The organism is Pseudomonas cimarronensis (genome assembly GCF_049331905.1).
GTDB lineage: Bacteria > Pseudomonadota > Gammaproteobacteria > Pseudomonadales > Pseudomonadaceae > Aquipseudomonas.
This window is the reverse complement of the sequence record NZ_CP186283.1, coordinates 1,463,414-1,475,459: the sequence shown is the minus strand read 5'-3', so window position 1 is coordinate 1,475,459 and position 12,046 is coordinate 1,463,414. Positions and strand designations below refer to the sequence as shown.

General features: G+C 61.6%; 12 protein-coding genes. 7 read left to right on the top strand and 5 right to left on the bottom strand.

Features of this window, described 5'->3' with window-relative positions; all coding sequences use genetic code 11:
* Nucleotides 1–20: 20 nt before the first annotated feature.
* Nucleotides 21–1,019: a DUF481 domain-containing protein gene (locus ACOCLD_RS06865; protein WP_422911332.1), complete on the bottom strand. Its 999-nt coding sequence runs from the start codon at nucleotides 1,017–1,019 to the stop codon at nucleotides 21–23.
* 1 nt (nucleotide 1,020) lies between these two features.
* Between ACOCLD_RS06865 and ACOCLD_RS06860 the strand changes: the two genes are divergently transcribed.
* The 3 genes from ACOCLD_RS06860 to ACOCLD_RS06850 are packed head-to-tail and all read left to right on the top strand — an operon-like array spanning nucleotide 1,021 to nucleotide 3,779.
* Nucleotides 1,021–1,410, top strand: a complete 390-nt coding sequence (locus ACOCLD_RS06860) for an MGMT family protein (RefSeq protein WP_422911774.1) — start codon at nucleotides 1,021–1,023, stop codon at nucleotides 1,408–1,410.
* Nucleotides 1,411–1,453: 43 nt separating this feature from the next.
* Nucleotides 1,454–2,998, top strand: coding sequence for an AmpG family muropeptide MFS transporter (locus tag ACOCLD_RS06855; RefSeq protein ID WP_422911331.1), 1,545 nt, complete (start codon nucleotides 1,454–1,456; stop codon nucleotides 2,996–2,998).
* Nucleotides 2,999–3,053: 55 nt separating this feature from the next.
* Nucleotides 3,054–3,779 (top strand): lipopolysaccharide kinase InaA family protein, encoded by a 726-nt coding sequence (locus ACOCLD_RS06850; protein WP_422911330.1) that lies wholly within the window; start codon nucleotides 3,054–3,056, stop codon nucleotides 3,777–3,779.
* A 12-nt stretch (nucleotides 3,780–3,791) separates the two neighbouring features.
* On the opposite strand, the gene ACOCLD_RS06845 is transcribed toward ACOCLD_RS06850, so the two are convergent.
* Nucleotides 3,792–4,625: a mechanosensitive ion channel family protein gene (locus ACOCLD_RS06845; protein ID WP_422911329.1), complete on the bottom strand. Its 834-nt coding sequence runs from the start codon at nucleotides 4,623–4,625 to the stop codon at nucleotides 3,792–3,794.
* A 99-nt stretch (nucleotides 4,626–4,724) separates the two neighbouring features.
* Complete coding sequence (locus tag ACOCLD_RS06840; protein WP_422911328.1) at nucleotides 4,725–5,204, bottom strand: YajQ family cyclic di-GMP-binding protein; 480 nt, start codon at nucleotides 5,202–5,204, stop codon at nucleotides 4,725–4,727.
* A 152-nt stretch (nucleotides 5,205–5,356) separates the two neighbouring features.
* Here ACOCLD_RS06840 and ACOCLD_RS06835 point away from each other — a divergent pair, with 152 nt between their 5' ends.
* The 4 genes from ACOCLD_RS06835 (at nucleotide 5,357) to ACOCLD_RS06820 (ending at nucleotide 9,933) form a co-directional block, all read left to right on the top strand.
* A complete protein-coding gene (locus tag ACOCLD_RS06835; protein WP_422911327.1) occupies nucleotides 5,357–6,322 on the top strand; it encodes a response regulator in 966 nt (321 codons plus the stop codon).
* Between the two features lie 12 nt (nucleotides 6,323–6,334).
* On the top strand, nucleotides 6,335–7,243 hold the full coding sequence (locus ACOCLD_RS06830) for a putative 2-dehydropantoate 2-reductase (protein WP_422911326.1): 909 nt from the start codon (nucleotides 6,335–6,337) through the stop codon (nucleotides 7,241–7,243).
* An 84-nt stretch (nucleotides 7,244–7,327) separates the two neighbouring features.
* The gene (locus ACOCLD_RS06825; RefSeq protein ID WP_422911325.1) at nucleotides 7,328–9,346 is read left to right on the top strand and encodes a sensor histidine kinase; all 2,019 of its coding nucleotides are present in this window, start codon (nucleotides 7,328–7,330) and stop codon (nucleotides 9,344–9,346) included.
* A gap of 2 nt (nucleotides 9,347–9,348) precedes the next feature.
* Entirely contained in the window at nucleotides 9,349–9,933 is a 585-nt protein-coding gene (locus ACOCLD_RS06820) for a cob(I)yrinic acid a,c-diamide adenosyltransferase (protein WP_392540758.1), read from the top strand.
* Here the strand turns inward: ACOCLD_RS06820 and ACOCLD_RS06815 are convergent.
* Nucleotides 9,930–10,823 (bottom strand): RluA family pseudouridine synthase, encoded by an 894-nt coding sequence (locus ACOCLD_RS06815; RefSeq protein WP_422911324.1) that lies wholly within the window; start codon nucleotides 10,821–10,823, stop codon nucleotides 9,930–9,932. The two genes, ACOCLD_RS06820 and ACOCLD_RS06815, sit on opposite strands and share 4 nt — an antisense overlap.
* Before the next feature lie 54 nt (nucleotides 10,824–10,877).
* Nucleotides 10,878–11,978, bottom strand: a complete 1,101-nt coding sequence (locus ACOCLD_RS06810; protein ID WP_422911323.1) for an HPP family protein — start codon at nucleotides 11,976–11,978, stop codon at nucleotides 10,878–10,880.
* Nucleotides 11,979–12,046: the final 68 nt, after the last annotated feature.

The window sequence follows — 12,046 nt, the reverse complement described above, 5'->3', positions numbered from 1 at the left end:
AGCTTTTCCCGTGGCGGATGCTACCAGCCCACGCCAACTCCCAGCAGGTAGCGCCGCTCGCTGCTGGTCTGGCCTAGCCCGCGCGCCATGTCCAGCTCGTAGAGCAGCGACAGCCGCGCCCAGTCATTCAGGCGGTAACGCAGGCCCACCTCACCGTCGAGCACGTAGTCGACCTGCTCGATCTCCGGCACCTGCAATTCGGCATTGCTGTACAACTCGAGCCGCGTACCCCAGAGCAGCCGCTTGTAATCCCACTCCAGCGAATAGGTATTGAAATCCAGCTCGGCATCGCTGCTACGCAGTTGCAGACGATTGAGCTGAACAATCATGTCAAAACGGCCCAGCTCGTTATCCCAGAAGCGGTAACCGGGCCCGGTGCCGATGCTGCGCTGGTGGGTAAAAAAGGCAAACTCATCCTCGTCATGCTCTGCACCAACCCGCCAGAACCAGTGATCGGTCATAAAGCGGTCGAGATCGTATTCCAGCTGCCAGTTATCCGCGGTTTTCACATCATTCTTGACCTTGCGCTCCAGCTCGCTGCTAAGCACATGACGCCAACGACCATGCTCGACGCGAGTATTGCCTTTGAGCTTCCATTCGTCGGTTTCGCTGTCATCGCGCTTCATGTCCAGCTTGGCATCCAGGTTGCCCTCCCAGACCCGATCACGCAGCACAGGACGCGGCGGAATCAAACGATTGATACTGGCCAGCGGAATGGTCTGGGTACTGGCATTGACCATGCGCACCATGCCCTTGCCGGCCGCCTCCAACTGTTTGCTGTGTTCACTGTCGAAGCCCTCGCGGCGCACAAGCAGAGGTTTATCGGAGCGCAGGGTGTCGATATCCTTCCAAGCGATCAGCACCTGCCCGGCGTACTTGGTTTTCAGCGCCAGCTTGCCGCCATCGAGCAAGATGATCTCACCGGTCAGCCGATCACCGTTGTTCAACCACACCGTATCCGCCCAGACCGGCGCACCAACAGCAGCAATTAGCAAGAACAACAGGATACGTAGCAACATGATGGAAGCGCCAACCAACCAGCCAGAACAGGGAAACAAGCATGCCGGCTCGGCCCTGCCGACAGCAAGCCAGGCCGAGCGCCGCACGGCACTTTATGCGCTGCTGGCGCAGATACCAGCCGGCTGCGTGGTGAGTTACGGTCAACTGGCTGCATACGCAGGCTTAGGCCGCGCCGCGCGCTGGGTCGGGCGCACCCTCAGCCAACTGCCGGACGGCAGCACCCTACCCTGGCATCGGGTGATTGCCGCCGGCGGACGCATCAGCCTGCCTGCGGGCAGCCCGAGTGGGGATGAACAGCGCAGCCGCCTGCGTGACGAAGGCGTGCCAATCCACAACGATCGGGTGGATATGCTGCGCTACGGCTGGCGCCCAATGGAGCACAGCGGTTAGAGTGCGCCCTTTATTAGGTCAAACTCAGGCTGATACCCCTTCAATGCCCCGTAAAAGCTGGCGCGATGCCATTGCTGCCTACTCAAGCCCCTCGACACTGGTGCTGCTGCTGCTGGGGTTCGCCGCCGGCCTGCCTTATATGCTGGTGTTCTCCACCCTCTCGGTCTGGCTCCGTGAAGCCGGTGTGGCCCGTGAAACCATTGGCTTTGCCAGCCTGATCGGCCTGGCTTACGCCTTCAAATGGGTTTGGTCGCCACTGCTCGACCAATGGCGCCTGCCGCTGCTCGGTAAACTCGGCCGGCGCCGCTCCTGGCTGGTGCTGTCGCAGGTACTGATTGCCATCGGCCTGGCTGGCATGGCCCTGTGCGACCCGCAAACCCATCTGACCTGGCTGATTTCCCTGGCCGTGCTGGTGGCCTTCGCCTCTGCCACCCAGGACATCGCCGTCGATGCCTACCGCCTGGAAATCGTCGATGACACGCGCCAGGCCGCACTGGCCGCCAGCTACATGGCTGGCTACCGGGTCGCCGCCCTGCTGGCCACCGCCGGCGCGCTGTACTTCGCCGAAGGCTTTGGCTCCACCGCGTTGCTCTATCAACATGGCGCCTGGGCCGGCACCTACCTGCTGTTCGCCCTGCTGATGCTGCCCGGTCTGCTCACCAGCCTGTGGATGCGCGAACCTGATGTGCCGCTGCGCACCCAGTTGGCTGCCGCACGTTACGGTTTCAGCCATCAGATTGCCTCTGTGCTGGTGCTGATCGTGTTGCTGGTGTCCGTACCGGCGATGTTTACCCAGTTCTACAACACCGACTTCGCCAGCCTAGTCAACGGCGAGGCCAGCCTGCTCGACCTGCTGCTGGAAGATCGCGCCTTCCTGCGTGCCCTGCTCTACACCATCCTGACTGCCATGTGCCTGTCGTCCATGGGACGCCGTGGCCTGGCGCCTGTACTGACGCCGGTGAATGACTTTATTCTGCGTTACCGCTGGCAAGCCTTTCTGCTGCTGGGGCTGATTGCCACCTACCGCATGTCGGACACGGTGATGGGCGTAATGGCCAACGTGTTCTACATCGACCAGGGCTTCACCAAGGATCAGATCGCCAGCGTCAGCAAGCTCTTCGGCCTGGTCATGACCCTGATTGGTGCAGGCTTCGGCGGTTTGCTGATCGTGCGTTTCGGCATTCTGCCGATCCTGTTTATCGGCGGCGCAGCGTCAGCCGCGACCAACCTGCTGTTCCTCATGCTCGCCGGCATGGGCGCAGATCTGCAGATGCTGATCCTCACCATCTCGGCTGACAATTTCAGCGCTGGCCTGGCCACTGCGGCATTCGTCGCCTACCTGTCGAGCCTGACCAACCTGAAATTCTCCGCCACCCAGTACGCCCTGCTCAGCTCGATCATGCTGCTGCTGCCGCGCCTGATCGGTGGCTACTCCGGGGTGATGGTGGAGAAGCTCGGTTATGCCCAGTTCTTCCTGGCCACTGCACTGCTGGGTATTCCGACTCTGCTGCTGATCATCCTGCAATGGCGCCGGGAACGGCTGCAAACCAGCGAATTAAGCGTAACTAACGCCACCAAACAGCACTGACAGCATTAACTGGCAAGAGTCTTGCTCTACCCTGCTAACAACAAGAGGGCAGGTCATGACCGTAGCATTCAGTAACGCCAACCGCCTCACCCGCTACCCCAGCTTTGACAGCTGGTGGCAAACCCAGGGTGAATGGGTCGAGAAGCCCAACGAGCGCCGCGGTGGTTATAGCGGTGTTCAACGCCTCACCCTGCTAGGTCAGTTGCTCTACGCCAAAAAGCAAACCGGGCACACTTACCGCAGCTTGCTTCACCCTTGGGGGAGGCCGACGGTACTGCGTGAGCGCGACGCGCTGCTCAGCGCACTCAGGGCCGGTGTGGCAGTACCCGAGATCGTTTACTGCGCCGCCGAGCGTAACCGCGAAGGCTGGCGTGCCATGCTGGTGACCAAAGCCCTGGAAGGCTTTCAGCCCCTTGATGAATGGTATGAGCATCATGCTCGCGGGACGCTAGACACTACCCTGCACCAGCAACTGCTGCAGCAAGTCGCGCAAAGCCTGGCCAATTTGCACAAAGCCCGCCAGCAACATGGCTGCATGTATGCCAAACATATCTTTGTACGTATCCAGACTGCGGATACGCCACCATCGTGCGAAATCGCCTTACTGGATATTGAGAAGTCACGCCGCCGCCTGACCAGCAAACAAGCCGCGTTGCACGACATGCTGCAATTGCGGCGCCATTCGCCATGGGATCAGGCCGATTGGCAAAGCCTGATCGGCCACTACCAACTGGCGATGGGCCGCACCTTCAAGACCCTCTATAACGCCACTCGCCGCTAACCCGGCACACCGTCACGCAGTGGGTTGCTGCACCAAATGCACCACCCGCTGCGGAAACGGGATACCAATACCGGCTTCGCTCAGACGCTCCTTGGCCTGTTCGGTAAAAGCAAAAGTGACTGGCCAGAAATCCGGCGTCGCCACCCAGATGCGCAGTGACAGGTTGATCGCGCTATCACCCAAGCCGGTCACAAATACCACCGGAGCCGGATCCTGGCGCACCCGTGGGTCCTTGGCGATATCCAACAACACTTCGCGGGCTTGCTTGATATCGCTTGAATAATCGATACCCAGGTTGATATCCACTCGCCGCGTGGATTCGCGCGAATAGTTGGTGATATGGCCGTTGGACAGGCTGCCGTTGGGCACGATCACCACCTTGTTGTCCGCGGTTTTCAGCGTGGTATGGAAAATCTGGATGCTGTCGACACTGCCCGAAACGCCCTGCGCCTCAATCCAGTCGCCGGCCCGGAACGGCCGGAACAGCATGATCAGCACACCGCCGGCAAAGTTTGCCAGGCTACCCTGCAAGGCCAGACCAATCGCCAGACCGGCCGCACCGATCATGGCAATAAAGGACGTAGTTTCCACGCCGATCATCGACGCCACGCTGATCAGCAGCAGCACCTTGAGCACAATACTCACCAGGCTGCCAATAAAGCTGCTCAGCGCCCGATCGACCTGACGCATATTGAGCAAACGGCCGATGCTGCCGGTGACTTTGCTGATCAGCCACCAGCCGATCAGCAAGGTGATCAAGGCCAGGGTCAGCTTGCCGCTGTATTCCAGCACCACAGGCAACCAAGCCTCCGATACTTTGACCAATTGCTCGATATTCATCTCCATGGACGACTCCTATTTCCTGTGCATAAAACGCAACCGCCATGGCAAGCCATGGCGGTCAGATGGATAGAGCTGTTTGCGACGCTACAACGCGGCAAAGGTTCAATCGCGAAAGTTATTGAACTGCAGTGGCATACCAAATTCCTTGGCGCGCAGGGCGGCGATAGCCTCCTGCAGGTCATCGCGTTTCTTGCCGGTGACACGTACCTGCTCGCCCTGAATGGCGGCCTGCACCTTGAGCTTGCTGTCCTTGATATGGGCGACGATCTTCTTCGCCAGCTCCTTCTCGATACCCTCGCGCAGAATCACTTCCTGCTTGACGCTCTTGCCCGACGGATAGGCGTCCTTGAACTCCAGACACTGCACATCGATCTTGCGTTTGACCAGGGCCAGCTTGAGAATCTCGATCATCTGTTCCAACTGAAAATCCGCATCGGCTGTCAGGTTGACAGTCAGCTCTTTCAGCTCAAAGCTACCTTTACCGCGCAGGTCATAGCGACGTTCCAGCTCTTTGACGGCGTTGTCGATGGCATTGGTAACTTCATGTTTGTCCAGCTCGGACACCACGTCGAACGAAGGCATGGGTTTGCTCCAGATAGACGGCGCGCCCTGCATCACGAATGGGACACGCCTGGCTTGACGATAAAAAAACCCGGCCATTATATAGCGGTAGCAACAAACACTGCCCGGCGAAGTATCGGGCCCATGTGATTTCCCCCTAGCGAGCCTGCCCCATGCCTAACCCCCACCTGAGCATTTTGGTCGTCGATGACGCCAAGTTCTCCAGCGCCATGATTGGGCGCGCCCTCAGCCAGGCGGGTTATCAGGACTTACGTTTTGCCAGCAGTGCGGCTGAAGCCATCAAGCTGCTTGAGCAGCGTCCGGCCAGCGTGCTTCTGGCCGACTGGCTGATGCCGGAAATGAACGGCCTGGAACTGACCGTACAAGTGCGCCAGTTCGACGAAATGGCCCACCACTACACCTACGTCATCCTGCTCACCGGCAAGGAAGGCGAAAACGTCCTGGGGGAAGCCTTCGACAGCGGTGTCGATGACTTCATCAGCAAGTCCGCGATGAACGAGCAGTTGGTGCCGCGGGTCTACGCCGCCGACCGCCTGTGCAACACCTTGCAGCGCCTGCTGCAGGAAAACCGCCTGCTTACCGAAAACATTGCCAGCCTGGAACAGCGCAACCTGATCGACCCGCTCACCGGCCTGGGCAACAACCGTTACCTGCACCAGAAAATGCTCGACAGCCTGCGCCAGGTCGAATCCCGTGGCGGCGCGCTGTGCTACCTGCTGATCGGTCTACAGGACATGCCCGAGCTGCACCAGCAATACGGCGATGCCTTCTACAACGAGCTGCTTACCGGCGTGGCACGGCGCCTGCAGCAGCTGGTGCGCCCACTGGATGTGCTGGTGCGCCTGGATGAAAGCCATTTCGGCCTGATTACCCTGCTGACCGATCTGCACGAATGCTCGCCCAGCAGCTTCAAGCGCCTGCACGAAGGCGTCAACCTCAAGGCGTTCAAGACCAGCGAAGGGTTTATCAGTCTCAAGGCCGGTATCAGCCTGGTGGGGCTGGATGCCAAAGGCCTGCCCATCACCCCGGACCAGATCACCGGCCACGCCGCCAGGATACTGCCCGAATCACACAGCACCGGACTGGTCACCGCCCTGCGCCTGTCCTTGCCGCAATAAGCCGCACCCAACATGTGGCATATCCTTGGCGCCGGCAGCCTCGGCACTCTATGGGCAACGCGCCTGGCGCGCGCCGGCGTGCCGGTACAACTGCTTCTACGCGACTCGGCGCGCCTGCACAGCTACCAGCAGGCTGGCGGCCTGACCTTGATCGAGCAAGGCCAGACACAGCGCTACCCGATTGCTGCCCAGACCGTGGCGGATACACAACCAATCCAGCGCCTGCTGTTGGCCTGCAAAGCCTATGACGCGGCGCCCGCCGTGGCGCAGCTGGCCCATCGCCTGGCGCCTGGCGCCGACATTCTGCTGCTGCAGAATGGCCTGGGCAGTCAGGACGAAGTCGCCCGTGCTGCGCCCCAGGCACGTTGCATCTTCGCCTCCAGCACCGAAGGCGCCTTTCGCCAGGCCGACTTTCAGGTGGTGTTTGCCGGCCACGGCCATACCTGGCTCGGCGACCCACAGAACATACAACCGCCGGCCTGGCTGGAAGACCTGCACAAGGCCGGCATCGCCCACGACTGGAGCCTGGATATCCTCAGCCGGCTGTGGCGCAAACTGGCGTTGAACTGTGCGATCAACCCACTGACGGTGTTGCACGACTGCCGCAATGGCGAATTGCGCGAGCACCCCGCGCAGCTTGCCTGCCTGAGCAGCGAACTGGTCGAACTGCTGCAACACTGCGGCCACAGCCACGCCGCCGAAGGCCTGCATGACGATGTGCTGCGGGTGATCCAGGCCACCGCCCTGAACTACTCCTCCATGCACCAGGATGTCCGCCAGGGCCGTCGTACGGAAATCGCCTACCTGCTGGGTTATGCCTGTCAGGCCGCACAACGTCATCAACTGCACCTGCCGCACCTGTACGCCCTGCACACGCAACTGCTGGCCCATCTCAGCAGTCGTGCCTTACCCATCCACTGAAGCTGGTTGAGACTTCCTCGCTTGCACGCACACCGCAACAGCCCCTAACCTGCCTGCAACGTTCACCACCAGACCCGCCCCACCATGCCCCTGCGTCAGCGTCTTGAGAACCTCCCGGTTGGCCGCAAACTGCTGGTCGCCCTGCTGGCCCTGCTGGCCACCGTACTGCTGGTGGCCAACCTGGCCTTTATCAGCGCCGCCTACTGGATCTCCCAGGAAAGCGTCGCCCCGCAAGCCCTGCACACCCTCGGCCGGCTGATAGCCAGCCCGCCCCTGAGCAAACAGGCCCTCAGCTCACCGACAGCGGCAGAGGCCCTGCTCAAACGCCTGGATGACTACGCCCCTCTGCGCGCCGCAGTGATCTACGACGGCAATGGGCAAAGCCTGGCGCAGCTGCAACGCGGCGACAAGCTGCGCCTGCCGCAGCGTATCGAAGAGGTGGAGTCCTGGCGCCATCATGAGTTTCGCATCAACCAGTTGGTCGAGTTGCCGCAGACCACGGGCCAACCGGGGCACCTGCTGCTGGTGGCCTCCAGCGAGCTGCCAGGCGTGTTCTACACCGGCACCCTGACGGCCAGCGGGGTGATTCTCGCCCTCAGCGTACTGCTCTGGCTGATCGTCTCGCGCCAGGTGCGGCGTCTGATCACCCGCCCGATCCGCCGCCTGGAAGAACTCTCGCGCCAGGTCACCCGTGAAGAGAACTACGCCTTGCGCGCCCGCCGCGGCAACGCCGACGAGATCGGCAGCCTGGCCGATGCCTTCAACACCATGCTGATCCGCATTGAGGCCCGTGAGCAGCAACTCAAGCGCGCCCGCGACGACGCACAGGAGGCCTTCGACCAGGCCCAGCACCTGGCCGAGGAAACCCGTCACTCCAACCGCAAGCTGGAACTGGAAGTGCAGGTGCGCAGCAAGATCGAGAAAAAGCTCACCGGTTTTCAGAACTACCTCAACAGCATCATCGACTCCATGCCCTCAGCGCTGATAGCCCTCGATGAACAGCTATACGTCACACAGTGGAACCAGGAAGCCAGCAGCCTCTCCGGCACGCGCCTGGACGAAGCGCTGAACCAGCCGATCTTTCTCGCCTTCGAGCCACTCAAGCCGTTCCTGCCACAACTCAAGCGCACCGTTGAACAGCATCAGGTGGAGAAGATCGAGCGGGTCACCTGGGGTAGCAATGAACAGCCCCGTCACTTTGCCCTGACCTTCTACCCATTGAGCGGCGGCAGCGGACGCGGCGTGGTGATCCGTATCGACGACATCACCCAGCGCCTGAATCTGGAAGAGATGATGGTGCAGTCGGAAAAAATGCTCTCGGTCGGTGGCCTGGCCGCCGGCATGGCGCATGAGATCAACAACCCGCTGGGGGCCATCCTGCACAACGTGCAGAACATTCGTCGGCGCCTGTCGACCGAGCTGGACAAGAACCGCGAGCAAGCCGAACAGGCTGGCATCTGCCTGGAAGCCATCAACCGCTACCTCAATGCCCGGGAAATTCCGCGCCTGCTCGACGGCATCCAGCAGGCCGGCAACCGTGCGGCGAAAATCGTCAGCCACATGCTCAATTTCAGCCGACGCAGTGACCGTCAACTGGCCCCCTGCAACCTGCCGGCGCTGATCGATCAGGCGGTGGAAATTGCCAGCAACGACTTCGACCTGACCGACAGCTTCGACTTCAAGAGCCTGAACATTCAGCGCGACTTTACCGACAACCTGCCCACCGTGCCGGCCACCGCCAACGAGCTGGAGCAGGTGCTGCTCAACCTGTTGAAGAATGCCGCCCAGGCCATTCACCAACGCAGCGACAATCGCCAACCCGGGCAGATCACCCTGCGCCTACGCCTGGCGCCACCCTGGGCGGAAATCCAGGTGGAAGACAACGGTGTGGGCATGTCCGAACGGGTGCGCAAGCGCATCTTCGAGCCGTTCTTCACCACCAAGGAGGTCGGCCAGGGCACCGGGCTCGGCCTGTCGGTGTCCTACTTCATCATCACCAACAACCACAAAGGGCAGATGGAAGTGCAGTCCAAGCCCGGCCAGGGCACCTGTTTCACCCTGCGCCTGCCACTCGCCACCAGCCACACCGACACAGGTCTCTGAATATGGGTTATCGCCTCTCGAAAATTTACACCCGCACCGGCGACGCCGGCGAAACCGGCCTGGCCGATGGCCGCCGCGTGACCAAGGACCACCCACGGGTGGATGCCATGGGCGAAGTGGACACCCTCAACAGCCACATCGGCCTGCTACTGGCCGAACTGGCCGAGCAGCAGGCCAAGTGTCCGGGGCTGAGTGAAATCATCGAGGTGCTCGCACCTTGCCAGCACCGCCTGTTCGACCTTGGTGGCGAGCTGGCGATGCCGGACTATCAAGCCCTGCAGGCACCGGAAATCGAGCGCCTGGAAGCGGCCATTGATCGCTGGAACGAAGAAGTCGGCCCGCTGGAGAATTTCATTCTGCCCGGCGGTTCACACCTGATCGCTCAGGCTCACGTGTGCCGCAGCCTGGCGCGCAGTGCCGAGCGCCGCTGTCAGCACCTGAATGCGGTTGAGCCAATTCGCGGCGTCGGCCTGGCCTACGTCAACCGCCTGTCCGACCTGCTGTTTGTCGCCGCACGACTGATCGCCAAGCGCCAAGGGATAGCTGAAGTGCTCTGGCAAGCAGCGGCCAAAGAACCGCAAAGCTAGAGCAGACTGAGCTGGCTTGCGAAGCTACGCGGCTGACCGCTTAGCGGATCGATAAAGCTCAGCCCCCGAGCCAGTAACTTGAGCGGCTTGCTGTAGTCGTCCGGTGCATCAGGCGCGTCCGTGACCTCGGGATAGAACGGATCATTGAGGATCGGCGCGCCCAGCGCAGCCAGGTGCACGCGCAGCTGATGCTTTTTCCCGGTCACCGGATACAGCCGGTACAACCAGTGCTCGCCCAGGCGCTGGGCGACTTCGATACGGGTGTGCGTATTGGCCTCACCGGCCACTTCCTGCATGCGAAAGAACGGCTCGGCGCCCTCCAGGCGCGTCGCCCGCAGCAACGGAAAGTCCAGTTCTGGCAGGGCCGCTGCCAACGCTTCGTAGCACTTGTCCATCTGCCGCAGGCGAAACAGCGCCTGGTATTGGCCCCGACTGGCGCGGTTGGTGGAAAACAGCACCAGGCCGGCGGTGTGCCGATCAATCCGGTGCAGCGGCACCAGGTCGGCATTGCCCAGGCGCTTGGCCAGGCGCGCCTGTAACGTCTGCTCGACGTATTCGCCGGCGGGCATCACCGGCAGAAAATGCGGTTTATCCGCCACCAGCAAGTGTTCATCGACATGCAGCACGGTTTCTTCGAAAGGAATCGGCGTCTCCACCGGCACCTCACGAAAGTAATGCACCTTGAGCCCTTCACGGTAAGCCGAGGCCATATCGAACGGCTGACCCTGCGCGTCCAGCACCCGGCCACGGGCAATCCGTTCCTGCCAGACCTGCGCGGTAATCGCCGGAAAATGCGCGCACAGGCACTCGAACACCGTAGCCCAGTTACCGCGCGGCAAATGCAGAGTGCTGGGGCGCATATTCGACGGGGAACGGGCATCGACAGACATAAATACACTCAACAAACAGGCCGCGGAAAAACACAGGATACCCCAGGCCCGCGCTTAACCCGCGCCCGACGCAGGGTTCTGCAGGGACATGCGAAACAGCGCTGCCAGCAGGTCGGATTGGCTGACGATACCCAGCAACTGGTGCTGATCATCGACGACGGGTAGCCGATGCACGTCGCTATCCGTGAGCATCTGCAACAGATAGGTCACCGGCCAGTCGGCGCGACAGGTCGGCGCCTGGCGCTGCATACACTGGCTGACCACCTGCATATCGCCACCGGCCAGCAGCAAGTCGTGCAGGCTGAGCATGCCCTGCAGTTTGCCCTGCGGGTTGAGCACCGGCATGGCACTGAGCCGATGCTCATGCAGACGCACACGCGCCTCGGCAAGGCTGGTGTGCTCCATCAGGGTCTGCACATCGCGGGACATGATGTCGCCACAGCGAACTTCGCCAAAGCGCCGCTGATAAGCCTGCGCTTCGGTTTGCAGGAGGATCTCTTCCAGGTCTTCACGGGAAATATCGAGCCACTCGCCGCGCGCCTTGAGCACCGCATCCAGATCCGCCGGAGTGAAGCCCAGACGATCACGGGGAATCGGATCAGCGGTCTTGTGCACGTTGCCATGCTCGAGCGGGCGATGCGGGTATTGGCGACGCAGAGCATTATTGAATAGCAGCGCGATCAACAACAGGCCGATGGAGTTCAGCCCCACGGGGTACAGGGCAAAGTAATAACCCAGCTGCGCCACTTCCGGCCCAGCCAGCACTGCCGTCAGTGCCACCGCACCACCTGGCGGGTGCAGGCAGCGCAGGGCGAACATCGCGGCAATCGCCAGCCCACCAGCCAAGGCCGCGACCCAGGCGTGGTGACCGAGCCAGGTCGCGCAGGTAACGCCGACCAGGGCAGAGATCAGATTGCCACCGAGAATCGACCAGGGCTGCGCCAGTGGACTGGCTGGCGCAGCGAACAGCAACACCGCCGAAGCGCCCATCGGGGCAATCAGCCAGGGGCTGTCACTGCCCAACACCTCATGGCAGAGCCAACCACTGAACAGCAGCCCGAGCACCGCCCCCACACAACTGAGCACCCGCTCACTCAGGCTGACCGCCACGGGCGCCGGCCAGAAACCCTTCAACCACGCTTTGATGCCTTGCACCGTCAACCGCCCACCTATCACGCACCATTTCAGGGCGCGACTATAACGCCTTTTACCCTGCGCCGGCC

What these genes read in the sequence shown, in the direction of transcription:
- ACOCLD_RS06860 (WP_422911774.1), top strand. Translation starts at nt 1,021, where the DNA reads ATGGAAGCGCCAACCAACCAGCCAGAACAGGGAAACAAGCATGCCGGC.
- ACOCLD_RS06855 (WP_422911331.1), top strand. Translation starts at nt 1,454, where the DNA reads ATGCCCCGTAAAAGCTGGCGCGATGCCATTGCTGCCTACTCAAGCCCC.
- ACOCLD_RS06825 (WP_422911325.1), top strand. Translation starts at nt 7,328, where the DNA reads ATGCCCCTGCGTCAGCGTCTTGAGAACCTCCCGGTTGGCCGCAAACTG.
- ACOCLD_RS06850 (WP_422911330.1), top strand. Translation starts at nt 3,054, where the DNA reads ATGACCGTAGCATTCAGTAACGCCAACCGCCTCACCCGCTACCCCAGC.
- ACOCLD_RS06815 (WP_422911324.1), bottom strand. Translation starts at nt 10,823, where the DNA reads ATGTCTGTCGATGCCCGTTCCCCGTCGAATATGCGCCCCAGCACTCTG.
- ACOCLD_RS06835 (WP_422911327.1), top strand. Translation starts at nt 5,357, where the DNA reads ATGCCTAACCCCCACCTGAGCATTTTGGTCGTCGATGACGCCAAGTTC.
- ACOCLD_RS06840 (WP_422911328.1), bottom strand. Translation starts at nt 5,204, where the DNA reads ATGCCTTCGTTCGACGTGGTGTCCGAGCTGGACAAACATGAAGTTACC.
- ACOCLD_RS06845 (WP_422911329.1), bottom strand. Translation starts at nt 4,625, where the DNA reads ATGGAGATGAATATCGAGCAATTGGTCAAAGTATCGGAGGCTTGGTTG.
- ACOCLD_RS06820 (WP_392540758.1), top strand. Translation starts at nt 9,349, where the DNA reads ATGGGTTATCGCCTCTCGAAAATTTACACCCGCACCGGCGACGCCGGC.
- ACOCLD_RS06830 (WP_422911326.1), top strand. Translation starts at nt 6,335, where the DNA reads ATGTGGCATATCCTTGGCGCCGGCAGCCTCGGCACTCTATGGGCAACG.
- ACOCLD_RS06865 (WP_422911332.1), bottom strand. Translation starts at nt 1,019, where the DNA reads ATGTTGCTACGTATCCTGTTGTTCTTGCTAATTGCTGCTGTTGGTGCG.